The organism is Mesorhizobium sp. M0174, from assembly GCF_040322275.1.
GTDB lineage: Bacteria > Pseudomonadota > Alphaproteobacteria > Rhizobiales > Rhizobiaceae > Mesorhizobium.
Genome location: NZ_JAMYTB010000002.1, coordinates 85,023 through 106,536 on the forward strand (window position 1 = coordinate 85,023; position 21,514 = coordinate 106,536).

Consider the following 21,514-nt stretch of genomic DNA (forward strand, 5'->3'; position numbering starts at 1 on the left):
GCGATCTCAGAACTCGAGCGCCTGCCTGAGTGCCGGGCCGCTCCTGACGCGCAGATCGAGGTCGGCCTCGATATGGTCGATGTGGTGCAGCATCAGCGCGCTGGCGCGTTCGGCATTGCCATTTTCCAGCGCCTCGAGGATCTGCGTGTGTTCGTTGTGGCCGCAGCTCGAGATGCCCGAGCGGCCATAGAGTGCGATCACCAGCGATGAACGAGCGACCAATTCCTCCATGAAGCGCTGCAGGATGACGTTTCCCGCGACCGACGCCAGAAGCAGGTGAAAATCCCCCGACGCCTTGATCTCCGATCGCCTTGCGTTGGGTCCGCGTTCGGCGATGAAACGGCCTTCTTCGTCGAGCTGGGCCTTGAACGCGGCGACATGCGCCGGCGTCATCCGTCCGGCGGCGGCAATCGCGATGCCTGGTTCGATGAGCCGGCGCGAAGCAAAAACCTGCCGCGCTTCCTCCGGCGACGGATTGGCGACGAAGGCGCCGCGATTGCGCTCGGTGCGCACCAATCCCTCGAAGGAAAGCATCTGCAGTGCCGCACGCGCCACGGTGCGGCTGACATCGAACAGCGTGCCGACTTCGCCTTCGGAAAGCTTGGTTCCCGGCGCCAGCCGGCGATCGACGATCGCGTCGCGCAACTGGTCGCGGATCGCCTGCGCGCGATCCTCGTTGGCGGCCTCGATAGCAGGGAAGGTCTGGTCGGCAATGTTCATGGCAGTGGTCCTGCCTTCTTCTACCCTGAATCGCATCGCTTGGACGAGAGACAAAGTGAATACAGAGATGAAAAAGATTGCATACGATCTTTGCGAAGATCGGCGGCAATCGCCTATAATTTGTGCATTGCACAAGGGTGACGTATCGGCAGCTATATAGAGGCGGCCCTGATTTCTTCGAGGATTCAGTCGGTTGGTGCGGCGGCGCGCAACTGGCACGCATGATGCTTTGGCTAATCCGACCAAAGGGGAAGCTGGATGTCCAAAGCCGCCGAAATCGACATTGTGTCCGTTTCGAAAGTCTATGGCGCGACGACTGCCGTCGAAGGCATCAGCCTGAAAATCCCTGCGGGAACCTATTGCTGCCTGCTCGGTCCGTCCGGCTGTGGCAAGACCTCGACGCTGCGCATGATCGCCGGGCACGAGAGCATATCGAGTGGCGACGTGCGTCTCGGCAACACGGTGGTCACCGACCTGCCGCCGGCCAGGCGCGGCACTGCCATGATGTTCCAGTCCTACGCACTGTTTCCGCATCTCGACCTGATCGACAATGTCGCCTTCAGCCTGAAGATGAAAGGCGTCGGCAAGGAGGAGCGCCGCGCCAAGGCACTCGACATGCTGAAGCTGATGCAGATGGAGGCCTATGCCAGCCGCCGCCCGGCGCAGCTTTCCGGCGGACAGCAGCAGCGTGTCGCTCTTGCCCGCGCACTGATCACCGATCCCGAGGCGCTGTTGCTCGACGAACCGCTTTCGGCGCTCGATCCGTTCCTGAAGATCCGCATGCGGGCCGAACTGAAGAAGTTGCAGACGTCGCTCGGCATCACTTTCGTCCACGTCACCCACAGCCAGGAAGAGGCGATGGCGCTGGCCGACCTGATCGTGGTGATGAACGACGGCCGAATCGAGCAGGCGGCGCACCCGCGCACGGTGTTCGAGCGGCCGGCCACCCCCTTCGTCGCTCGTTTCATGGGCGACCACAATGTCATCTCCGGCCGCGTCACCGGTAGTCGCGACGGCATGGTCGTTTTCGACGTGCCCGGCGGCGTCGCGCTCGCCGCGAGCGGGCAGGGCAGGGAGACCGGGGAGCCCATCGACATCGCCATTCGCACCGACCACGTGCGCATCGGCGAGCCGGCGGCAGCCGGGCTCGGCTTCACCGGCATCATTGCAAACGTCGAGTACCGCGGTTCGACCGTGAAGCTCTCGGTCAATGGCGCCGGCATCGAGGATTTCACGGTGATCGTCGACGACACCAGCTTCTTCGCCAGGCCGGTTGCCGTCGGCGACGCCGTGCCGATCGCCTGGGATGCCGAGGACGCGATCGTCCTTGGCCGTCTCGATTCCTGAAATCCAGCATAACCAACCAAAACAGGGGAACTGAACATGACCAACACCACCGACAAGAAGACTGGAATATCGCGACGTTCGCTGCTCAAGACAGGTGCCGCCGCCGTCGGTTTCGCCGCCGGTTCCGGCGCCATATCAGGCTTTCCGACCATCTGGGCGCAATCGAACATCACGCTGCGCCAGTTCGGCACCGGCGTATCCAACCTCAATGCCATCGCCGACAAGTGCAAGGCCGACCTCGGCATCACGCTGGAGATGACAGCAACCGATTCCGACGCCGCCGCGCAGCGCGCCGTGACGCAGCCCGACAGCTACGACATCGCCGACATCGAATACTGGATCTGCAAGAAGGTGTTCCCGACAGGCGTCCTGCAGCCGATGGATGTCACCAAGCTGAAATATTACGACGAGCTGGTGCCGCTGTTCAAAACCGGCAAGCTGACGCCGGACAGCGTCATTGCCCAGGGCACCGCGCCGCATACCGTCGGTTACGTCGAGGCGCAGGACAGCAAGGTCTTCGCCAAGGCGCCGACCAACTGGTTCACCATGGTGCCGACGATCTACAATGCCGATACGCTTGGCATCCGCCCCGACCTCGTCGGCCGCGATATCACCACCTGGGCCGACATCATGGATCCGGCCTTCAAGGGCAAGACCGCCATCCTCAACATCCCGTCAATCGGCATCATGGATGCGGCGATGATCATGGAGGCAACGGGCAACATCAAATACGCCGACAAGGGCAACATGACCAAGGAGGAGATCGACAAGACGATCGACTTCCTGATCAAGGCCAAGCAAGCCGGCCAGTTCCGCGCCTTCTGGAAATCCTTCGACGAGAGCGTCAACCTGATGGCTTCAGGCGAAGTCGTAATCCAGTCGATGTGGTCGCCGGCCGTGGCCGCGGTCCGCTCCAAGGGCATCGCGTGCCGGTTCCAGCCGCTCAAGGAAGGCTACCGGTCCTGGGGTGGCGGGCTTGGCCTGGCAGCCCATCTCTCCGGCGCCGAACTCGATGCCGCCTATGAATACATCAACTGGTACACGTCCGGCTGGGTTGGCGGCTATCTCAACCGCCAGGGCTATTACTCGGCCAACATGGTGTCGGCCAAGAAGTTCATGTCCGAGGACGAGTGGGGCTACTGGATCGAAGGCAAGCCGGCAAAGGGCGATATCCTGTCGCCGGACGGCAAGGTCATGGAAAAGGCTGGCGCCGTGCGTGACGGCGGCTCGTTCGAAGAGCGCATGGGCAAGGTCGCCTGCTGGAACTCGGTCATGGACGAGGACCGCTACATGGTGAAGCGCTGGAACGAGTTCATCGCTGCTTGATGCAGCCGGGCAACAACTGAGATGCCTCATTCCTTCCCACCCCCCTCTGTCCTGCCGGACATCTCCCCCGCAAGGGGGGAGATTGCGCCGTCATCTCTGATTTCGCCAATCTCCAATGCTTCAAGAGGAGAGCTAGCAGCCAAATTGCCGATCTCCCCCCTTGCGGGGGAGATGTCCGGCAGGACAGAGGGGGGTGGGAAGGATCACGGCGTGCCGGACTATCGGCCCTCTGCGACACCCCAGGGCTGTTCCAGATGACAGTGGCACTCGATCAGCCCGCAACCATTGCCACAAAGCCTGCCAGACGTAGGCGCTCCTTTGCCGCCATCGCACCCTATCTCCAGGCAACACCACTTGCCCTGATCCTCGGCGCGTTCCTCCTGCTGCCGATCCTGATGATCGCCGTGGTCTCATTCTGGGATTACGATTTCGCGGCGATGTATCCGGATTTCCTGACCACCAATTATTCCGACACGCTCGGCTCCTGGGTCACCTGGAAAACCTACCTGAATACGCTGAAATACGCCGCCATCGTCTGGGCGCTGACGCTGTTCATCGGTTTCTGGGTCGCCTATTTCCTTGCCTTCCATATCAGGACCACGGCCATGCAGATGGTGCTGTTCCTTGTCTGCACGGTGCCGTTCCTGACCTCCAACATCATCCGCATGATCTCGTGGATTCCGGTGCTTGGCCGCAATGGCCTGGTCAACTCGACGCTGGTGCAAATGGGGCTGATCCCGAAGCCGATCGAATGGCTGCTCTATTCCGAATTCGCCGTGGTGCTGGCCATGGTGCATCTCTATACGCTGTTCATGGTGACGCCGATCTTCAACACGCTGATGCGCATCGACAAGTCGTTGATAGAAGCCGCGCGCGACGCCGGCGCTTCCGGCTGGCAGGTTCTGTGGAACGTCGTCATTCCGCTCGCCAAGCCCGGCATGGCGATCGGCACCATTTTCGTCGTCACCCTGGTGATGGCCGATTTCTCGACGGTGCAGGTGATGTCCGGCGGGCAGAGCGCCTCCGTCGCGCTGATGATGAAGAACCAGATGTCGCTGCTGCAATATCCGGCAGCCGCCGCCAACGCCGTCGTGCTCTTGGTGCTGGTGCTGCTGATGGTCGCGGGCATCCTGCGCATCGTCGACATCCGCAAGGAGCTGTGAGGCGATGAGCCAGGACAAGCGCACCCTCGAATTCTATGTGTTGGCGGCGTTCTTCGGTCTTTTCGTGTTGTTCCTCTACGGCCCGCTTTCGGCGATCCTGATCCTCTCTTTCCAGGGCGAGAACGGCGGTCTGACATTTCCGCTGAACGGCGTGTCGCTGCACTGGTTCGCCAATTTGTTCGAGCGCCAGGCGGTCGGCGACTTCGGCGGCAGCTTCAAACGCTCGCTCGTCCTTGGCCTGATGGTGATGGTCGTCACTGTCGCCGTGTCGCTGCTCGCCGGCCTGGCCTTCCGGCAGAAATTTCGCGGCGCAACCGCACTGTTCTATCTGGCCGTCGCCAGCCTGGTCGTGCCGTCGATCATCATCAGTCTCGGCATCGGCGTCGTCTTCCAGCAGATCGGCTTCCGCCCCGCCTGGTACACCTCCGCTTTCGGCGCCCATCTGACCTGGACCTTGCCTTTCGGCGTGCTGATTATGTTTGCTGTCTTCAACCGGTTCTCGCCAGCCTATGAGGAAGCCGCGCGCGATCTCGGAGCATCGTCGTGGCAGACCTTCGCACATGTCGTGCTGCCGATGATCGCGCCCAGCCTGATCGGCGTCGGCCTGTTCGGCTTCACTCTGTCATATGACGAGTTCGCCCGCACGCTGATGACCTCGGGCACGTTCAACACCTTGCCGCTCGAAATCTACGGCATGACGACCAATGTCACGACGCCGGTGCTCTATGCGCTGGGCACCGTGACGACCGTGTTTTCCTTCCTGGTGATCCTGCTGACGCTCGGCGCAATCGTCTATGTCGGCCCGAGCGTGCCTGACAGTGCAGATCCTCGTCGTCAATCCAAACACCACCGCCAGCATGACCGACACTATCGCGGCGGCGGCCCGATCGGTCGCTGCCCAATCGACGAAGATCGTTGCCGTCACCTCGTCGATGGGACCTGTATCGATCGAAGGCTATTACGATGAAGCACTTGCCGTGCCCGGCCTGCTGGTCGAGATCGCCGCCGGCGAACGCTCGGGCGCGCAAGCCGCGATCATTGCCTGTTTCGACGACACCGGCCTCGATGCCGCGCGCGCCATGGCCAACATTCCGGTCATCGGCATTTGCGAGGCATCGCTCAGCACGGCCTCGTTCATCGCCCAGCGCTTCACGGTCGTCACCACCACCGGACGTTCGCGCGTGCCGGTCGAAGGGTTGGTGCAGCGCTATGGCATGGCAGGGCGCGCGCGTGTGCGCGCCGCCGACATCCCGGTTCTTGCCCTCGAAGATCCGGCGTCCGACGCACTGCTCAGGCTGCGCAACGAGATTGCGCGCGCCATCGACGAGGATCGCGCCGAGGCGATCGTGCTCGGCTGCGCCGGCATGGCCGATCTGGCGGCGGCGCTGCAGCGGGAATTCGGGCTTCCGGTCATCGACGGCGTGGGCGCTGCCGTGAAACAGGCCGAGGCATTGATCGCCCTTGGCCTGACGACATCCAAGCGCGGCGCCTATGCAAGCCCGTTGGCAAAGTCTTATCATGGCGCGTTGAAATCCTTCGCGCCTGGCGCCGCCGAGTGATCGAAAATGCTCAGAACGATCCGAACACTCGCACTTGAAGAGGTGGAAACCCTTGTCGACTGGGCGGCGCAGGAAGGCTGGAATGCCGGCCTCGGCGACGCCGCTCTGTTCCAGGCAGCGGACCCGCAGGGCTTCATCGGCGCCTTTGTCGAAGGCGAGATGGTGGCCGGCATTTCGGCTGTGGCGTATGGCGACGATTTCGGCTTCATCGGCCTCTATATCTGCCGGCCGGACAGGCGCGGTGCGGGCCATGGCAAGGCGGTCTGGGATGCCGGCATGGCGCGGCTCGGCAACCGCACGATCGGACTCGACGGCGTCGTCGAACAGCAGGCCAACTACCGCAGCATGGGTTTTGCACCGGCCTACCGGACGATCCGGTTCGTCGGATTGCCGGATGTTCCGGCAGCCGTCGGCAGTGACATTTGCGCAATAGGGCCGGATCTCGTGCCGGACATACTGGCCTATGACCGCCGCTTCTTTCCCGGCCCGAGACAGTCCTTCCTGGAACACTGGCTGCGCCCGCCGCATATGGCGCTTGCCATGGTCAAGGACGGCGCAATTGCGGGATACGGCGTCGCGCGCCGATGCCGCGACGGCTGCAAGGTCGGCCCGCTCTTTGCCGACAATCTGGACACGGCAAGCCGTCTCTTCGCCGCGCTCGCGCAGATGTGCGGCCCCGGAAACGTCCATCTCGACGTCCCCGAAACCAGCGGGCAATTTGCAGATTTGCTGTCGTCCGCCAGCCTTCAACCGGGCTTCGAAACGGCTCGAATGTACAAGGGAAGGGCGCCGCAGCTCACGCAGTCCGGTGTCTATGCGATAACGACCTTGGAGCTTGGTTGAGACGGTGCAAGTCGGCTTCAGCGCGCAAGTCGGGGAGCAGAAATGTCTACTTTTCCTGAACTGAAATGCCGGAATCGTCGATACGAAGTTCCACGCCTTTCGGCTTGGTCTCCTCGCGATAGACGTAAATGCCCAAGGCAATGACGGCGACGACCAAAGCGCCGATGATGAGATAAAGATAGTTCTGCTTCATCCGCTGTCGTTAACAACATGATTTGAGCGAGTCTAGCGGTTCGGTATCAGGACGGCGGACGGACGCGCACGTCGATCAGCCATCCAGCCGATCGCGCAGCATGCTTAGGGGAAGCAGCATGTTTGGCGCGTGCCGCGTCAGGCCGTGGAACGGGATCGGCGACGGCGGCGCAAACGGCAGCGGCAAATCCTGAGGCTTTGTTCCGTCAGTCCAATCCGCGAGCACCTTGCCCATGCTCGTCGTCATGGCGATGCCGCGTCCGTTGCAGGCAAAGCCCGCGATCAGGCCGGGGCCGAGATCGACAAGGCGCGGCAGGAAGTCGGGCTCGACGGCAGCCATCCCCGACCAGCTATATTCAAGCGGCGGGATCTCCGGGAGGTCAAGGTGTTTTGCCAGGCGCCGCCAGATCGCCCGCGGCACCCGCGTGTCGGCACCGGGGCCAAAAACATGCATGCCGCCAGTGATCAGCCTGTTTTCGCCGTCGAAGCGGAAGGTGAAGAGATTGCGTCTTGTGTCGCCGACGCCTTGCCCGCCAGGAAGCAGGCGAGTGCGTATCTCGCGCGGCAGCGGCGCTGTCGCGATCTGGAAGATTTTCAGCGGGAAATAGGTTCGCTGCAGCGCGCGATCCAGCGGCCCGCCATAGGCGTTGGTGGCGACCAGCACCTTTCCTGCGCGTACCGAGCCGGAGGCCGTCTTCAAAGCCCAACCATCGCCTATGTGATCGATCAACGCGACACGCGTATGTTCGAAAATGCGCGCGCCGGCCTTTTCCGCCGCATCGGCGAGGCCGCGCGCATATTCGACCGGATTGAGGACGCCACCCGACCGATCCATCCAGCCGCCGACATAGCCGTGAACGCCGGTCAGATCCTCGATCGCTTGCCTGTCCAGCGCAACAGTCGGCCTTCCGCGCCTTGCCCATTGTTCGGCCCGCGATCTGGTCTTTTCCAAAGCGGCCGGTGAATGGGCTGGTTGTATCCAGCCGCTCTGGATGGCATCGCATTCGATGGCATGCCGCTTGATCAGGTCGAAGACGAGGTCGGCGCTGCCGGCGGCGAACCCGACAAGGCGTTCGCCGCGTTCGGGTCCGAGCTGGGCAATGATATCGTCGGGGTCTCTTTTTGCGAAATTCGGCACGACAAAACCGGCGTTCCTGCCGGTCGCCCCCCAGGCGATGATTTCGGCTTCGAGGACGGCGACCGAGATGCCTTTCTCGGCGGTGTGCAGCGCGGCGGAAAGGCCAGAAAATCCGCCGCCGACAATCGCCAGATCGACCTCGAGTGCACCTTCGAGCGAAGGCCGGTCGCGGCGGTTACGGCCGACGGCGTGCCATAGCGAAAGGCCGCGTGGCACGGCAACGCTGCTCATGACCTTGCAGCGCTCTCGTCCGGAGCCGCTTTCGCGCCCTTGCCGAACCTTGCGCGCCGCGGCCTGTCGCCGAACAGGCCGTTCGGCCTGACCAGAAGGATGACGCACAACATCACGCCGATCGCCACGATCTGCAGCGAAGCGGCGCGTGCCTGCTGTTCCGGCGAGAACAACACACTGGTCAAGGCTCCCGATCCGGCCCATATCGCCCAGACCAGGATGCTGCCGATGACGGCGCCGATGTTGCTGCCCGAGCCGCCGACGATCAGCATCACCCAGACCTGGAAGGTCAGCGCCGGCAGATAATTGTCCGGAGCGATGAAGCCGGTGAAATGCGCCTGCAACGCGCCGGCCAGTGCCATGATGGCACCGCCCACGGCAAAGGCCTGGACGCGGTAGAACCGTGCGCTTTTACCTAGGGATATCGCGGCCCGCTCGTCCTCGCGAAGCGCCTTCAACACGCGCCCCCACGGGCTGCGCGACAGATGCTCCAGCGCGAGATAGACGATCAGCGTCACCACCGAGACGATCGCAAGGTTCGAAAGGTTGAACAGCAACGGCGTTTCGGCAAGACCGCCGAGCGGACGCGGAATGAAGCCGATGCCGAATGGGCCGCCGGTCAGCTTCTGGGCATTGAGCGCTACCAGTTGCACGACGACGGCGACGCCGAAAGTAGTGATCGCCAGATAGTCCGATCTCAGGCGCAGCGTCGCGATGCCGGTGATGGCGGCCGCGACGCCGCCCACCAGCATGGCGCCGAGCCAGCCGACAAGGATCGGCAGATCGAAGCCGCCGAGCCGCGCGGCATCGTCGGGCGTGGTCAGCAGTGCCGAGGTGTAGGCGCCGATGGCAACGAAGCCGGCGACCCCGACATTGAAAAGCCCGGTCAGCCCCCATTGCAGGTTGAGCCCGAGCGTGACGAGCGAAAAAATCAGCGCGGTGGTCAGGAAGAAAGCGCCGTAGCCGAGCAGATCCATCAGCGTTCCCTCACTCCGAAAAGGCCGATGGGGCGCACGAACAGCACCGCCATCAGGATGATGAAGGAGACGGCCGCCCGCCATTCGGCGCCGATCAATTGCACGGCACCCGCTTCGGCCATGCCGATGATCAAACCGCCGAGAACGGCGCCGGGCACGCTGCCGATGCCGCCGAGGATGGCGGCCGCGAACATCGGCAACAGCATCTCGAAACCCATGAATGGCCGGATCTGAATGAGAATGCCGATCATGACGCCGGCGACGCAGGCCAGCGCGCCGCCGATGAGCCAGGTGACGCGCACCACCTTGGCGACGTCGATGCCAACGATGCGCGCCAGTGCCGCGTTCTGGCTCAATGCCTGCATCGAACGGCCGGTCTGGGTGCGGGTCATCAGGAGGTGCACACCGAGCACGAGCACGGCGGTCAGCAGCAGCAGCGCGATCTGGTCGGGGGTGATGCGAATGCCGAAGCCGACGGGCATGGCGATCTGGATGGCCCGGCTGAAATAGGTCGGACGCGAGGTGAAGATGAATTCGAGCAGGCTTCTCAGCGCCATCGAGGCGCCGAAGCTGGCCATCACCACGATGATCGCCTGGCCCTTGGCCCGCAGCCGCGCGAACAGCACCAGATCGAGCGCCAGTGCCAGCAGGCCGGTAACCGCCATGCCGATGATGAGCGCGGCGATCAGCGGCCAACCGAAGGAGAGGGGCGCGATCGGCGCGATCTTGCCGAACATCGCGCCAATGGCGCCAACCACGGCCAGCGTCGCATAGGCGCCCCAGGCCATGAAGTCGCCATGGGCGAAGTTCGAGAAGCGCAGGATCGAATAGGTGAGCGTCACGCCGATGGCGCCGAGGCCGATCATCGAGCCTGCCAGCAGTCCGTCGACGACAAATTGCAGGTTCATGCCGCGCCTCCTTTCCCGAAGTCGGGGCGGCGCTGGCCAAGGTAGAGTTCGGCGACGACCGGATCGTTCCAGAGCTCGGAGGCGATGCCCTGGTGCCGCTCCTTGCCCTCGACCAGCACGTAGGCGCGGTCTCCAATGGCAAGCGCTGCCTTCGCGTTCTGCTCGACCAGCAGGATGGTGACGCCGGATTTGCGGATGCCGGCCAGCATCTCGAACACCATCGACACGAATTTCGGCGACAGGCCGGCCGACGGCTCATCGAGCACCAGCGCCTTGGGATGGACGATCAATGCCCGCGCGACGGCCAGCATCTGCCGCTGTCCGCCTGAGAGATTGCCCGCGGCTGTTCTGCGCTGAAGGGCGAGATCGGGAAAGACCGCATACATTTCCTCAATGCGGGCGGGGACCTCGCGCGGCCTCAGAATGCCGCAGGCGACCTTGAGATTGTCCTCGACCGACATCAGCGGGAAGATGTTCTCCGTCTGTGGCACGAAGGCAAGGCCAAGGCGGACCATGGTGTGGGCGGGCGACGCCGTGATATCCTTGCCGTCCAGCAGCACCGTGCCGCCGGTGATCGGGACAAGGCCGGCGATGGCCTTGATAAGGCTCGACTTGCCGGCGCCGTTGGGACCGAGGACGACGACGATCTCGCCCTTGTCGACGGTGATCGAGGCGCCGCGCACGATCGGAACGCCGGGCTCATAGCCGGCTTCGAGATCGCGGACATCGAGTACCCTTTGGCTCATGCCGTGCCTCCGAGGTAGGCCTGGATGACGCGTGGGTCACGCGCCACCTCGTCCGGAGTGCCTTCGCGCAGAAGCTGGCCGCTCGCCATGACCAGCACGCGGTGGCAGAGTCGCGTCACCATGTCGATATTGTGCTCGATCAGCAGGAAGGTGATGCCGCGCGCATTGATGTCGCGGATGCGGTCGATGATGATCTCGAGCAGGGTTGCGTTGACCCCGGCCGCCGGCTCGTCGAGCAGGATGATCGCCGGGTCGGCCATCATCACGCGGGCCAGCTCGAGCAGCTTGCGCTGGCCGCCTGAAAGCACGCGCGCCGGCTCGTGCGCAAGGTGAGCGATCGTGACGAGCTCGAGTAGTTCGACGGCTCTTATCTCGGCAGCCCTTTCTTCGGCAGCGACCCGCCGGGGCGTCAGGAAATTGGCGAGCAGTTTTTCTCCGGCCTGCCCTTGAGCAGCCAGCATGACGTTTTCGATCAGCGTCAGGTTAGGCAAGGGCCGGGGGATCTGGAACGTGCGGCCGAGGCCGCGGCGGATGCGGCGATGGGCAGCTTCCCCCGACACCGATACGCCGTTGAGGAGGATTTCGCCGCTGGTCGGCAGAATGCTGCCGGCGAGCAGGTCGAACATCGTGGTCTTGCCGGCGCCGTTCGGGCCGATAAGGCCAAGTATTTCGCCCGGCCGGACGTCGAACGAGACATTGTTGACCGCGACCAGGCCGCCGAAGCGTCTGAGGACGTTCCTGGCCGTGAGGACCGGCGTACGGATCTCCTCCTGCCGTTCCGTCGTGTCGCTCATCAATTCCTCTGGCCGAAAAGCGATCTTCGTCGCCTATGATCTGATTTGTGATCACGCTTGCTTTGATCACGCTATTCGGCTTTAATTTCTTCCGCAAGCCGAAAACGGCCAAGACCGGGATTGCCTATGCAGAAGGCCGCCATCGAAAAGAACAATGAGATGATCGCAGCCCAGCTTACGCCGGTCGGCCGCGAGACCGTGCAGGATCGCGTCTATTCGGAGCTGCGCCGCGCCTTGATCGGCGGCCTTTTCGAGCCGAGCCAGGTGCTGACCATCCGCGGCCTCGCCGACGCGCTGGTCACCAGCACCATGCCGGTGCGCGAGGCGCTCGGACGGCTGATCACCGAGAAGGCGCTGGAGGCGCTTCCCAACCGTTCAGTGCGCGTGCCGCCGATCACGCTGGAGCGCATCGACGACCTCTTGCGCGCCCGCTCTCTGATCGAGGGCGAAGCGATCGCGCTGGCCGCGACGCGCATGAACCCGCGCCAGATCGCTTCGGTCGAGGCCATGCTCGGCGAGTGGGACGAGATGCGGGCGCTGAAGCACAAGAAGGACATCGACCGGGAGGCGACGCTCAATCAGAGCTTCCACTTCGAGATCTACCGATGCTGCGGTTCCGCCGTGCTGATCCCGATGATCGAGAGCCTCTGGCTGCAATCCGGACCGTGCATCCGCGTAGCCATCTACGCCTTTTCCGACGCCGGCGAGGTCGATACGGCCCACTACCACCGCAGCATCGTCGCAGCGCTTTCAAGGCAGGATGCGCAAGCGGCGCGCGAGGCTCTGGTGGCCGACATCAGCCGGCCCTTCGCCTTTCTGCGCGACAAGCTCCAATCCACAAGCAAGGAAGGATTGAGGGCATGAGGGCGCCTGGCATCAGCATCACCGAGCCACACTCGATGCTTTCCGTGACCGCGCTGATGTTGCCTGAAAAGGCGCCCGACAACGCTGCCTTCCTGCTGGCCTATCTCGAGCAGCCGCGCGTCGTTGCCGGCATCCATGCTATGTGGACGGGGCCGGAAATCTCCTGCCCGGTTCCATCAGCCGAACTTGAGGGCCAAACGTATGCCAGGCCCTTGCCGGCGGAGAACGCAACGCTGACGCCGCAGCCGGGGGACATCGTGTTGTCCTACGTGCCGCCGCGCATGTGGGGCGGCAACCCGAATGCCATCTTTGACGTCGGCCTGTTCTACGGAGCGGGTGCACGCCTGCTATTCCCGATCGGCTGGCTTGCCGGAAGCGTCGTCGCGCAGGTGGTGCCTGAGGATCGCGATAAATTCGCAGCCGCTTGTGGCGTGATCCGCCGCAACGGTGCCTGCGACATCACCTTCACCCGGGTGGAGATCTGAATGGCTGAGACCGACGACAGTTTCGAACTCTTCGACCTTCGCGTCGAGGCGGTTATCCCCAAGGGCAAGCCGATCTATTGCGGCGCCAAGCCCGGCGACTATTTCGAGTTGAAGGGCGAGATGCTGTCGATGCCGGCGGGGCAAGGTTTCTCGATCTATTCCATTGCGGCAGTGTTGCCGCTTCTGGCCGCAAAGCAGCGCCCGACCCACAGGAACGACTGGATGACGTCGGACGCCGAGATCGCTTGTCCGGATCCGAATTGCGCCAGCCGGCTGCGGATCGTCAGGACGGGCAAGCGGCGGTTCAGCCATGCCGAGACCACGGCGGTTCCGCTGCCGAAGGAGAGTGACCAGAGATGACCGCCAAGGCATTCGAACTGAGTCCCGGCTACACGATCTCGCGCGTCATTCGCGGCGGCTGGCAGCTTGCCGGCGGGCACGGCGCGGTCGATCGCCAACAGGCGGTGAGCGACCTGATCGCCACGTTCGACGCCGGCATCTGGACCTATGATTGCGCCGATATCTATACCGGTGTCGAGGAACTGATTGGTGCGGCGCGCCTGCGCCTTGCCAATGAGCGTGGCCTCGACGCTGCCGCCAAGATGAAGGTGCACACCAAGCTGGTGCCTGACCTCGAACGGCTCTCCACGATCGGCCGCGACTACATCAGCAGCATCGTCGACCAGTCGCTGCGGCGGTTGAAGACTGAGCGCCTCGATCTTGTGCAGTTCCATTGGTGGGACTATTCGGTGCCCCGCTATGTCGACGCGATGGGCTGGCTCGACGAAATCCGCAGGGAAGGCAAGGTGCGCAATATCGGCACCACGAACTTCGACACGCTGCGGCTGGCCGAGATCCTGGCCGCGGGTGTGCCGCTGGTCAGCCAGCAATTGCAATACTCGGTGCTCGACCAGCGGCCGGCGAACAGCCTTGCAGCACTCGCCAGCCGGCATGGCGTCAGTTTCCTCTGCTACGGTTCGGTGGCTGGCGGCTTCCTTAGCGAAAAATGGCTTGGCGTTACCGAGCCGCAGACGCCGCTCGAAAACCGGTCGCTGGTCAAATACAAGCTGATCATCGATGATTTCGGCGGCTGGGAGCTTTTCCAGGAGTTGCTTCGCACACTGAAGGCCATCGCCGACCACCGCGGTGTCGACATCGCCACCATCGCCAGCGCCTGGGTGCTGCAGCAGCCGCAAGTGGCGGCCGTCATCGTCGGCGCCCGCAACCAGGCGCACGCCCTTGCCAATGCCAGAATCATGGACGTCGCGCTCGATGCAGACGAACGGGCGAGGATCGCTGCCGTAATCGCGCAAAGCCGGGGGCCGCTGGGCGACGTCTACACATTGGAACGCGACCGTCACGGCCGCCACGGCTCGATCATGCATTACAATTTGAATGCAGGCAGGAAATGAACGCGGCCATGGACGAAAACCCCTCCTTGCTTTCCCGCGCCAGCGTCGAGGTGGTCGATCTCCACCGCTTCTTCGTCGACTGGTTCAATGCAGCAAGTGCGGACAATGCAGATTTCAGGCGCTTCGAAAGCGTCATGGGCAAAGGCTTCCAGATGGTTGCACCGGATGGCCAGGTCCTCGATCGTGACGCGGTGCTCGACCATGTCAGGGCAAGCCGCGCCAGCTGCGACGGCGATTTCAGTATCTCGATCGAGGACATCCGGGCCGACTGGCAGGCCGGGGACACGATCGTCGTCTGCTACGTCGAGGCACAGCAACGCGCCGGCAGGCACAGCCGCCGTCGCTCGAGTGCCGTTTTCACCACCAGTTCATCGGCGCCTAACGGCGTCGAATGGCGACATCTGCATGAAACCTGGCTGCAGGTGCCGGAAGGCTGAACAGGCTCAAGACGTGAATGAGAGTCGTGTAACGAAAGGGGAACAACAATGACAAAGACGATACTTCAGATCACCACCGCGCTCGCCTTGCTGACAGCGGCCGGCGCAGCGCAGGCCGCCGACTGCAAGATCACCGTCGGCCTCGTCATGGAACTGACCGGCCCGGCCGGCGAATACGGCCAGGCCGGCGCCAAGTCGGTCGAAATGGCCTTCCGCGACATCAACGATGCCGGCGGCGTGCGCGGCTGCGATCTCGCGACCGACACGCGCGACAGCCAGAGCCAGGGCAACATTGCGGTCGACGCCGCAACCCAGCTCGTGCAGGTCAAGAAGGTGCCGGTGATCATAGGCGGCATCATCTCCTCTGTGTCGATCCCGATCCTGACCTCGGTCACCGCGCCGGCCAAGATCGTCCAGGTGTCGCCGGCTTCGTCGTCGCCGACGCTGACGGCGCTCGGGCGCGACGGCAAGACCAACGGCATCTTTTTCCGCACCATCACCTCGGACGCTCTGCAGGGCGTCGCCGCCGCCAAATATGCCATCGACAAGGGCTTCAAGAAGCTGTCGGTCATCCACGTCAACAACGACTTCGGCGTCAACATGGTGGCGGAATTCTCGCGTGCCTATAAGGCGCTCGGTGGCACCATCGTCTCCGACACGCCTTACAATGAAAAGCAGTCGAGCTATGCCTCGGAGGTAACCGCGGCCATGGCCGGCGAACCGGACGGGCTTTACCTCGTCAGCACGCCTGTCGATGGCGCAACCATCGCCCGTACCTGGATTTCGCAGGGCGGTGTCCAGAAATTCCTGCTCAATGACGGCATGAACAGCCCGGATTTCATCGAATCCGTCGGCGCCGACTATTTGAAGGATGCCTATGGCACTTCCTCGGGCACCAGCCCGACCGCATCGACCGAATATTTCACCAAGAACTACAAGGAATTTTCGGGCATTGAGCCGTCGAACCCGGCGGCCGACCGGTCCTATGATGCCGGCGCCATTGTCGGCTTGGCTATCGCGATTGCCGGCTCCGAGGATCCGGCCAAGATCAAGGACGCGATGTACAAGGCGGTCGATCCGGCCGGCACGCCGATCTATGCCGGCAAGGACGAGTTCGCCAAGGCGCTCGGCCTGATCAAGGACGGCAAGCCGATCCGCTACGAAGGCGTCATCGGCCCTGTAGCCTTCGATAAGTACGGCGACATCACCGGCCCGTTCCGGCTCTGGAAGATCGTCGACGGCAAGGTGACGACCGATGGCGAAATGACGACGGATGACGTCAACGCCTTGCAGGCGAAGCTTCAGTAAGCCCCCTATGTCTTGTCCGGCATTGATCCCATTTCATTGAGGTTGATGCCGGACACTTGCATGTCCTGTTGGTTAGGCCGGCCTGGAAACGACCACCGCACCAGCCGTCGGCATGATCCAGCGGCAGGCATAATAATCGGTGATGCGATTTATGGTCCCGCCAGCGGCTTCGATCCGAACCGGATGGGCCGGCTTCCAACCGTCTTCGCCATGGTGGAGCACGAGCAGCACCGCCTCGCCATCGATCATGCCAATCGCCATTTTCCAGGCCGTCGAGGCTCTTTCATATTCGACGAAGTAAGGTGATTCCGACAGCCTGCCCTTGAAGCAATCCGCGACCCGCAATTGTGCGTCGGCGCTGGTCAACGCCCGAACCCCGTCCCAGTCGCGGCGGTTGAACAGTTCGACATAGCGGCTGAGCAATTCCAGAAGTTCCGGATCGCGTTGGGGCTCCGAACGCACGATTGGCTCGCCTGACAAGGCGCCCAATTTGGAGCGGCCACGGCCCAACGCGGCCTTGACGCCACCCACGGTCGAGCCGACGAGATCGGCGATCTCTTCCAGCGAATAGTCGAAGACGTCCTTGAGCAGGACGCAGGCGCGTTCCTTGGGCGGCAGGTGGATCACCAGCCGTTCCATCGCGCGATCCGCGCCCTTGCCCGCCGGCTCGACCGGCAGGATGATCTCGTCTTCGACGAAATTGGCCTCCGCATGCTGACGCACCTGCCGGCTTCGCAGGAAATCGATGCAGCGATTATGTGCAATGCGAAACAGCCAGGGGCGAAGAGCAGTCGCATCGTCCAGCTTCTCGATCTTCCGATAGGCCTCGAACAGCGCCTCTTGCATCACGTCTTCGGCGTCGAGCGTCGAACCGGTCATACGTGCACAGTAGCGGTGCAGCCGTCCACGCAAATGCGCGACTGTCTCCAGGAAGCCGGCGTAGCGGACGTCGAAAAGCCCGGTCGGGTCAAGTCTTGGCTGCATCTTCATCGGCATTCAATTCGGCGGCGGATCACAGCGGGACATAGGTCAGCGTAATGACCCCGTTCTTGAAACGGTGCGTATCTATAAGCTCCAGCTTGACCAGGGACGGGTCGACATCCTGGAAAGCGCGTTTGCCATGCCCGACGCGGGTCGGCACGATCGAGAGTTGATACTCGTCGACAAGCCTGTTGGCGAGCAGCGTCTGGTCGAGATTGCTCACTCCATACTTCAATATGTTGCCGCCGGTTTGCTGCTTGATCCTGGCGATTTCGGCAGCGACGTCGCCTTCGATCAGCGACGCGTTCCAGCTCACTGCCTTGAGGCTGCGCGAAGCGACGAGCTTGTTCAGCCCGTTCATGCGGTCCATGTACTTGCTGCCTTTGACCTGCGGCCAACGCGCCGAAAACATTTCATAGGTGATGCGGCCGAGCAGGAAAAAATCCGCCTCGCCGGCCTTTTCATATGAGTGTTCCTTCATCTCCTCGTCGAAGAAGGGCGAGGCCCATTCCATTGGTGCTTCGATGACGCCGTCCAGCGAAATGAAGCTGCCTACGATTAATTTTCTCATCGCGTGTCTCCGGTTGCGCAACAGGCATTCCGTCGGATCCAAAAACCGGCGCAAACGAACCGGCCCGACGGATGACCACAGGATGCAGTGCCTAAGACGTTTCCGGTTCGACGTTGGATACGCGTGAGGATCGTATGAGCTAATAAAGCGGCTTGGCCATGTGCCGGGGGGTCGGCCATTCCGTCGTTATCCCCGGCTGCACCGGCCGCTCGAGATAGGTCGACAGCACGACGTAGCTTCGGGTCGAGGTGACACCAGGCGTTTCGTAGAGGCGCGACAACAGGCCTTCGAGTGCCCGCGTGTCCTCGGTGCGGACCTTGATCAGCATGCATGTGTCGCCGGCCACCGAATGAATCTCCTCGACTTCGGGGTGTTCGGAGATTGCCATCAGCTCCGGCGTCTTGCCCCACCCCTTGGTGTCGATATGGACGAAGGCAAGCAGCGGCTTGTGCACCGCTTTTGGATCGATGATGATCGCGGTGTTGCGGATGGCACCGCTGCGCCGCAGGCGCTTGACGCGTTCATGGGCTGCCGGCGGTGAAAGGCCGACGCGGTCGCCGAGCTCGGCATAGCTGATCGTGGCGTCGTCGACCAGAACGCTTAATATTTTTCGGTCGATTGCATCGATATCGCGGGCGGCAGGCCTGTTCTGCGGAATGCCATCTGTTTCTTCATCCATAATGAAATTCCCTATTGATGCAGAATTTAGTACGGCCAATATCGCCATATGTCGAACAATGATCAAGTCGCAACATTTACGGCAAGGCCGCCTATCCCGGCGCTCGCTTACCTCCTCACCGGATGCATTGCCGTGATCGGCTCGAACTCGCTGGTGCTCGGTCCGATCGCACCGGCGGTTGCCGCGTCCTTCGGCACAAGCGTGCCGGCGGTTATGATCGCGTCCGCCGCGTTCGGGCTCGGTACGTCGGCGAGCGCTTTGTTCCTGGCGCGCTATATCGACCGGCTTGGTGCCCGCCGCATGCTGCAAGGAGCGTTGCTGCTGCTGGCGATAGCGCTCGTCGCCAGCGCTGCTGCGCCGACGGTGACGGCGCTGGTCGCGGCCCAGCTTCTCGCCGGCATCGCTGCAGGTGTCGCCATGCCGGCAATCTACGCCAGCTCCGCCGCGATTGCACCGCCCGGCCGCGAAAGCGGCACCATAGGCGTCGTGCTGACCGGCTGGACGCTGAGCATGATCGCCGGGGTTTCGCTGTCGGCCGTACTTGCCGACCTGGTGCATTGGCGCGCCGTTTTCGCGGCGGTCGCGGTGCTCTCAGCACTCGCATTGGCAAGCCTGACGCTGACGTCGCTGAGCGATGTCAGGAAGAGCGGCCCGGCGCCGACGCCGCTGGGCGCTTTGAGCGTCCCCGGCATAGTGCCGCTTCTGGTTGCCTGCGCCGCATTCATGACCGCGTTCTACGGTGTCTATGGCTATCTTGGCGATCACCTTCACAATGGCTTGGGACGGCCGGTCAGCGCCAACGGGCTGGCCGCGCTCGCTTATGGCGCCGGATTTGGCGCGGCGGCACTTCTTGACGGCGTTATCGACCGCCTGGGCGCGCGGCGTGTCATGCCATTTGCCTACCTGCTCGTCGCGGCCGTCTATGTCGCGATTGCCGCGGCGAGCAGTAGTTTCCATCTGACCATAGCGATGATAGCCGTCTGGGGCCTTGCCAATCATTTCGGCCTGAATGTCCTGGTGATGCGCCTGTCCGCGCTCGATCCTGCGCGGCGCGGCACGATCATGGGCTTGAACAGCGCGGTGACCTATCTCGCGGTGTTCGTCGGCACCACGGCGTTCGGACCGCTTTATTCCACATTCGGTTTTGCGGCGTCGGCGGTGGTTGCAGCCCTGCTCATGCTGATCGCTGCTGTGGCAGCGGCGTGGCGTTCGCCGAAGCTATAGCGCAGCAAGGCTTGCGTCTCGGCCCCGTCCATCGATAGATGCTTGGTGGATGGACAATACAACGCTTGAGACAACCGCCGATCCCTTGCCGCACGAGCTGGCTTTTCTCGGAGAGCGGCTTGCTGCGTTCAACGACAGTGATGTCGGCGCCTCCCGCAGGAAGGCAATGGCCGTGTTCGTGCGCGATGAGCACGGCGTAATTGTCGCCGGCATCTCGGGATACACCGCCTGGGCTGGCTCTATGTGCAATGGCTCTGGGTCGATGAAAAACTGCGCGGCCACGGCATGGCCGGCAGGATGCTCGAGGCGGCCGAGAGGGAGGCGATCGCGCGCGACTGTCACGGCGCCTGGATCGACACGTTCAATCCCAAGGCGGCCAAGGCCTATGAGCGCCACGGCTACCGGCCGTTCGGTGCGCTCGCCGACTTTCCCATTGGCCGCAGCCGCATCTTCTTACAGAAGAACCTGAAACACGATTAGCCGGCGAGCCGCCCTCCGCGCATCGGCTGCGGCACGCCGGTCGTGCTGGGGAAGCTGATCGGCAAGCCCCTAAGCACGCGCACTGCTAGGAAGGCAAAGCACTCCGCCTCCACCGCATCGCCCTTCCAGCCCAGCGCCTCGGCCGGAACCGCTTCGACGCCGGCGCGGCTGGCAAGCATGGCCATGATCGTTGGATTGTGGCGACCGCCGCCGCTGACCACCAGCCGCTTCGGCCGGTGCGGCAGAAGATCGAGCGCTTTGGCGACGGCGGCCGCGGTGAAGGCCGTCAGCAGGGCTGCCCCATCCGCGGCGTTCATTCCGTCCGCCATCGAGGCGCCGAAATCGAAACGGTCCAGCGATTTCGGGTAGGGTTTGGTCAAGTAAGGGTGCTGCAGGAGCTTGGCCAGCCGCGTCTCGTCGACCGTCCCGGCGCGGGCCAACGCGCCGTCGCGGTCCATTTCGCCAAGCCCCTTCGACTTGATGAAGTCGTTCAGCGGCGCGTTGGCCGGTCCGGTATCGAAGGCGACGACATTGTCCTTGCCGTCCCACCAGGTGATGTTGGCGACGCCACCGAGATTGAGCACTGCCGTGTCTCCACTGGCATCAGCGTCGCGCAGCAGCGCGGCGTGATAGGCGGCAGAGAGCGGCGCACCTTGGCCGCCGGCGCGCATGTCGGCCGAGCGGAAGTCATAGGCGACCCTGGTGCCAAGGATCGCATGCATCAGCTCGCCGTCGCCGAGCTGGCGGGTCTGGCCCAGCCGGCCCACTTGCGGGGCACGGTGCAGCACGGTCTGGCCATGGAAGCCGACGACGCCGATATCGGCCATGGTCAGGCCGTGACTTTCGACAAGATCCCTGACCGCGGCGGATTGGGCGCGCGTCAGTGCCTCCTCTGCCTCACGAAAAATCGCCGGTTCCGGTCCGGTGAAATTCCAGATCCTGGCCTGGCGCAACGTCTCCTCCAACAGGCTGCGGATCGACCTGGGGTAAGGCGCCAGCGTGTAGGTGCCGAAATCCGCGATCCGTTCGCCGTCGGTCTTGATCAGCGCGACGTCGATATTACCGTCCAGCACGGTGCCGGTCATCAGGCCGACAGCCCACATTGGTGCGCCATTTTTAGCAATCATGA

23 protein-coding genes and 2 pseudogenes are annotated in these 21,514 nt (G+C 63.2%); 14 read left to right on the plus strand and 11 right to left on the minus strand.

What is annotated here, in order from left to right; translation table 11 throughout:
- Nucleotides 1-6: 6 nt before the first annotated feature.
- Nucleotides 7-720: a GntR family transcriptional regulator gene (locus NKJ13_RS03900; protein ID WP_023676076.1), complete on the minus strand. Its 714-nt coding sequence runs from the start codon at nt 718-720 to the stop codon at nt 7-9.
- 258 nt (nt 721-978) lie between these two features.
- Here NKJ13_RS03900 and NKJ13_RS03905 point away from each other — a divergent pair, with 258 nt between their 5' ends.
- From NKJ13_RS03905 to NKJ13_RS03930, 6 genes and pseudogenes are all read left to right on the plus strand, one after another.
- Nucleotides 979-2,067, plus strand: a complete 1,089-nt coding sequence (locus NKJ13_RS03905) for an ABC transporter ATP-binding protein (RefSeq protein WP_352688639.1) — start codon at nt 979-981, stop codon at nt 2,065-2,067.
- Nucleotides 2,068-2,103: 36 nt separating this feature from the next.
- Nucleotides 2,104-3,393, plus strand: coding sequence for an ABC transporter substrate-binding protein (locus NKJ13_RS03910; RefSeq protein WP_352451581.1), 1,290 nt, complete (start codon nt 2,104-2,106; stop codon nt 3,391-3,393).
- A 254-nt stretch (nt 3,394-3,647) separates the two neighbouring features.
- A complete protein-coding gene (locus NKJ13_RS03915) occupies nt 3,648-4,556 on the plus strand; it encodes an ABC transporter permease (protein ID WP_352688642.1) in 909 nt (302 codons plus the stop codon).
- A gap of 4 nt (nt 4,557-4,560) precedes the next feature.
- Nucleotides 4,561-5,358: pseudogene (locus NKJ13_RS03920) on the plus strand (ABC transporter permease); the annotation flags it as partial.
- 16 nt (nt 5,359-5,374) lie between these two features.
- Nucleotides 5,375-6,115: an aspartate/glutamate racemase family protein gene (locus NKJ13_RS03925; protein WP_352688645.1), complete on the plus strand. Its 741-nt coding sequence runs from the start codon at nt 5,375-5,377 to the stop codon at nt 6,113-6,115.
- 6 nt (nt 6,116-6,121) lie between these two features.
- On the plus strand, nt 6,122-6,958 hold the full coding sequence (locus NKJ13_RS03930) for a GNAT family N-acetyltransferase (RefSeq protein ID WP_352505379.1): 837 nt from the start codon (nt 6,122-6,124) through the stop codon (nt 6,956-6,958).
- A 46-nt stretch (nt 6,959-7,004) separates the two neighbouring features.
- Here NKJ13_RS03930 and NKJ13_RS03935 read toward each other — a convergent pair whose 3' ends face one another.
- The 6 genes from NKJ13_RS03935 to NKJ13_RS03960 all read right to left on the minus strand — a co-directional run bounded on the left by NKJ13_RS03935 (nt 7,005) and on the right by NKJ13_RS03960 (nt 11,944).
- Nucleotides 7,005-7,151, minus strand: a complete 147-nt coding sequence (locus tag NKJ13_RS03935) for a hypothetical protein (RefSeq protein WP_023716676.1) — start codon at nt 7,149-7,151, stop codon at nt 7,005-7,007.
- A 75-nt stretch (nt 7,152-7,226) separates the two neighbouring features.
- Nucleotides 7,227-8,519, minus strand: coding sequence for an NAD(P)/FAD-dependent oxidoreductase (locus tag NKJ13_RS03940; protein WP_352505378.1), 1,293 nt, complete (start codon nt 8,517-8,519; stop codon nt 7,227-7,229).
- Nucleotides 8,516-9,499, minus strand: coding sequence for a branched-chain amino acid ABC transporter permease (locus NKJ13_RS03945; RefSeq protein ID WP_352688736.1), 984 nt, complete (start codon nt 9,497-9,499; stop codon nt 8,516-8,518). The genes NKJ13_RS03940 and NKJ13_RS03945 overlap by 4 nt, the downstream gene beginning before the upstream one ends.
- The gene (locus tag NKJ13_RS03950; protein ID WP_352688649.1) at nt 9,496-10,404 is read right to left on the minus strand and encodes a branched-chain amino acid ABC transporter permease; all 909 of its coding nucleotides are present in this window, start codon (nt 10,402-10,404) and stop codon (nt 9,496-9,498) included. Before NKJ13_RS03950 ends, NKJ13_RS03945 begins: the two co-directional genes overlap by 4 nt.
- Nucleotides 10,401-11,150: an ABC transporter ATP-binding protein gene (locus NKJ13_RS03955; RefSeq protein WP_352505376.1), complete on the minus strand. Its 750-nt coding sequence runs from the start codon at nt 11,148-11,150 to the stop codon at nt 10,401-10,403. The genes NKJ13_RS03950 and NKJ13_RS03955 overlap by 4 nt, the downstream gene beginning before the upstream one ends.
- Nucleotides 11,147-11,944: an ABC transporter ATP-binding protein gene (locus NKJ13_RS03960; RefSeq protein WP_352505375.1), complete on the minus strand. Its 798-nt coding sequence runs from the start codon at nt 11,942-11,944 to the stop codon at nt 11,147-11,149. Before NKJ13_RS03960 ends, NKJ13_RS03955 begins: the two co-directional genes overlap by 4 nt.
- Before the next feature lie 126 nt (nt 11,945-12,070).
- Here NKJ13_RS03960 and NKJ13_RS03965 point away from each other — a divergent pair, with 126 nt between their 5' ends.
- The 6 genes from NKJ13_RS03965 to NKJ13_RS03990 are packed head-to-tail and all read left to right on the plus strand — an operon-like array spanning nt 12,071 to nt 16,450.
- The gene (locus NKJ13_RS03965; RefSeq protein WP_352505374.1) at nt 12,071-12,808 is read left to right on the plus strand and encodes a GntR family transcriptional regulator; all 738 of its coding nucleotides are present in this window, start codon (nt 12,071-12,073) and stop codon (nt 12,806-12,808) included.
- Nucleotides 12,805-13,293, plus strand: a complete 489-nt coding sequence (locus NKJ13_RS03970) for a DUF3830 family protein (RefSeq protein ID WP_352688652.1) — start codon at nt 12,805-12,807, stop codon at nt 13,291-13,293. The genes NKJ13_RS03965 and NKJ13_RS03970 overlap by 4 nt, the downstream gene beginning before the upstream one ends.
- A complete protein-coding gene (locus NKJ13_RS03975; RefSeq protein WP_352505372.1) occupies nt 13,294-13,653 on the plus strand; it encodes a TIGR04076 family protein in 360 nt (119 codons plus the stop codon).
- Nucleotides 13,650-14,705 (plus strand): aldo/keto reductase, encoded by a 1,056-nt coding sequence (locus tag NKJ13_RS03980; protein WP_352505371.1) that lies wholly within the window; start codon nt 13,650-13,652, stop codon nt 14,703-14,705. Before NKJ13_RS03975 ends, NKJ13_RS03980 begins: the two co-directional genes overlap by 4 nt.
- Before the next feature lie 8 nt (nt 14,706-14,713).
- A complete protein-coding gene (locus NKJ13_RS03985; RefSeq protein ID WP_352505370.1) occupies nt 14,714-15,142 on the plus strand; it encodes a DUF4440 domain-containing protein in 429 nt (142 codons plus the stop codon).
- Between the two features lie 48 nt (nt 15,143-15,190).
- Nucleotides 15,191-16,450, plus strand: coding sequence for an ABC transporter substrate-binding protein (locus tag NKJ13_RS03990; protein ID WP_128244314.1), 1,260 nt, complete (start codon nt 15,191-15,193; stop codon nt 16,448-16,450).
- A gap of 72 nt (nt 16,451-16,522) precedes the next feature.
- On the opposite strand, the gene NKJ13_RS03995 is transcribed toward NKJ13_RS03990, so the two are convergent.
- The 3 genes from NKJ13_RS03995 to NKJ13_RS04005 all read right to left on the minus strand — a co-directional run bounded on the left by NKJ13_RS03995 (nt 16,523) and on the right by NKJ13_RS04005 (nt 18,681).
- The gene (locus tag NKJ13_RS03995) at nt 16,523-17,440 is read right to left on the minus strand and encodes a sigma-70 family RNA polymerase sigma factor (protein WP_352505367.1); all 918 of its coding nucleotides are present in this window, start codon (nt 17,438-17,440) and stop codon (nt 16,523-16,525) included.
- A 22-nt stretch (nt 17,441-17,462) separates the two neighbouring features.
- Nucleotides 17,463-18,002: a dihydrofolate reductase family protein gene (locus NKJ13_RS04000; protein WP_352505366.1), complete on the minus strand. Its 540-nt coding sequence runs from the start codon at nt 18,000-18,002 to the stop codon at nt 17,463-17,465.
- Between the two features lie 139 nt (nt 18,003-18,141).
- Complete coding sequence (locus NKJ13_RS04005; protein ID WP_352476516.1) at nt 18,142-18,681, minus strand: Lrp/AsnC family transcriptional regulator; 540 nt, start codon at nt 18,679-18,681, stop codon at nt 18,142-18,144.
- Between the two features lie 48 nt (nt 18,682-18,729).
- Here NKJ13_RS04005 and NKJ13_RS04010 point away from each other — a divergent pair, with 48 nt between their 5' ends.
- Together NKJ13_RS04010 and NKJ13_RS04015 are read left to right on the plus strand one after the other, a co-directional pair.
- Nucleotides 18,730-19,905: an MFS transporter gene (locus NKJ13_RS04010; protein ID WP_352688658.1), complete on the plus strand. Its 1,176-nt coding sequence runs from the start codon at nt 18,730-18,732 to the stop codon at nt 19,903-19,905.
- A 49-nt stretch (nt 19,906-19,954) separates the two neighbouring features.
- Nucleotides 19,955-20,385: pseudogene (locus NKJ13_RS04015) on the plus strand (GNAT family N-acetyltransferase).
- Here the strand turns inward: NKJ13_RS04015 and NKJ13_RS04020 are convergent.
- Complete coding sequence (locus NKJ13_RS04020; RefSeq protein WP_352505363.1) at nt 20,382-21,512, minus strand: anhydro-N-acetylmuramic acid kinase; 1,131 nt, start codon at nt 21,510-21,512, stop codon at nt 20,382-20,384. The pseudogene NKJ13_RS04015 and the gene NKJ13_RS04020 sit on opposite strands and share 4 nt — an antisense overlap.
- Nucleotides 21,513-21,514: the final 2 nt, after the last annotated feature.

Coding starts and splice junctions, on each gene's coding strand:
- NKJ13_RS03900 (WP_023676076.1), bottom strand. CDS start 720: ATGAACATTGCCGACCAGACCTTCCCTGCTATCGAGGCCGCCAACGAG.
- NKJ13_RS03905 (WP_352688639.1), top strand. CDS start 979: ATGTCCAAAGCCGCCGAAATCGACATTGTGTCCGTTTCGAAAGTCTAT.
- NKJ13_RS03910 (WP_352451581.1), top strand. CDS start 2,104: ATGACCAACACCACCGACAAGAAGACTGGAATATCGCGACGTTCGCTG.
- NKJ13_RS03915 (WP_352688642.1), top strand. CDS start 3,648: ATGACAGTGGCACTCGATCAGCCCGCAACCATTGCCACAAAGCCTGCC.
- NKJ13_RS03930 (WP_352505379.1), top strand. CDS start 6,122: ATGCTCAGAACGATCCGAACACTCGCACTTGAAGAGGTGGAAACCCTT.
- NKJ13_RS03935 (WP_023716676.1), bottom strand. CDS start 7,151: ATGAAGCAGAACTATCTTTATCTCATCATCGGCGCTTTGGTCGTCGCC.
- NKJ13_RS03940 (WP_352505378.1), bottom strand. CDS start 8,519: ATGAGCAGCGTTGCCGTGCCACGCGGCCTTTCGCTATGGCACGCCGTC.
- NKJ13_RS03950 (WP_352688649.1), bottom strand. CDS start 10,404: ATGAACCTGCAATTTGTCGTCGACGGACTGCTGGCAGGCTCGATGATC.
- NKJ13_RS03955 (WP_352505376.1), bottom strand. CDS start 11,150: ATGAGCCAAAGGGTACTCGATGTCCGCGATCTCGAAGCCGGCTATGAG.
- NKJ13_RS03960 (WP_352505375.1), bottom strand. CDS start 11,944: ATGAGCGACACGACGGAACGGCAGGAGGAGATCCGTACGCCGGTCCTC.
- NKJ13_RS03965 (WP_352505374.1), top strand. CDS start 12,071: ATGCAGAAGGCCGCCATCGAAAAGAACAATGAGATGATCGCAGCCCAG.
- NKJ13_RS03970 (WP_352688652.1), top strand. CDS start 12,805: ATGAGGGCGCCTGGCATCAGCATCACCGAGCCACACTCGATGCTTTCC.
- NKJ13_RS03975 (WP_352505372.1), top strand. CDS start 13,294: ATGGCTGAGACCGACGACAGTTTCGAACTCTTCGACCTTCGCGTCGAG.
- NKJ13_RS03980 (WP_352505371.1), top strand. CDS start 13,650: ATGACCGCCAAGGCATTCGAACTGAGTCCCGGCTACACGATCTCGCGC.
- NKJ13_RS03985 (WP_352505370.1), top strand. CDS start 14,714: ATGGACGAAAACCCCTCCTTGCTTTCCCGCGCCAGCGTCGAGGTGGTC.
- NKJ13_RS03990 (WP_128244314.1), top strand. CDS start 15,191: ATGACAAAGACGATACTTCAGATCACCACCGCGCTCGCCTTGCTGACA.
- NKJ13_RS03995 (WP_352505367.1), bottom strand. CDS start 17,440: ATGAAGATGCAGCCAAGACTTGACCCGACCGGGCTTTTCGACGTCCGC.
- NKJ13_RS04000 (WP_352505366.1), bottom strand. CDS start 18,002: ATGAGAAAATTAATCGTAGGCAGCTTCATTTCGCTGGACGGCGTCATC.
- NKJ13_RS04005 (WP_352476516.1), bottom strand. CDS start 18,681: ATGGATGAAGAAACAGATGGCATTCCGCAGAACAGGCCTGCCGCCCGC.
- NKJ13_RS04010 (WP_352688658.1), top strand. CDS start 18,730: ATGTCGAACAATGATCAAGTCGCAACATTTACGGCAAGGCCGCCTATC.
- NKJ13_RS04020 (WP_352505363.1), bottom strand. CDS start 21,512: ATGATTGCTAAAAATGGCGCACCAATGTGGGCTGTCGGCCTGATGACC.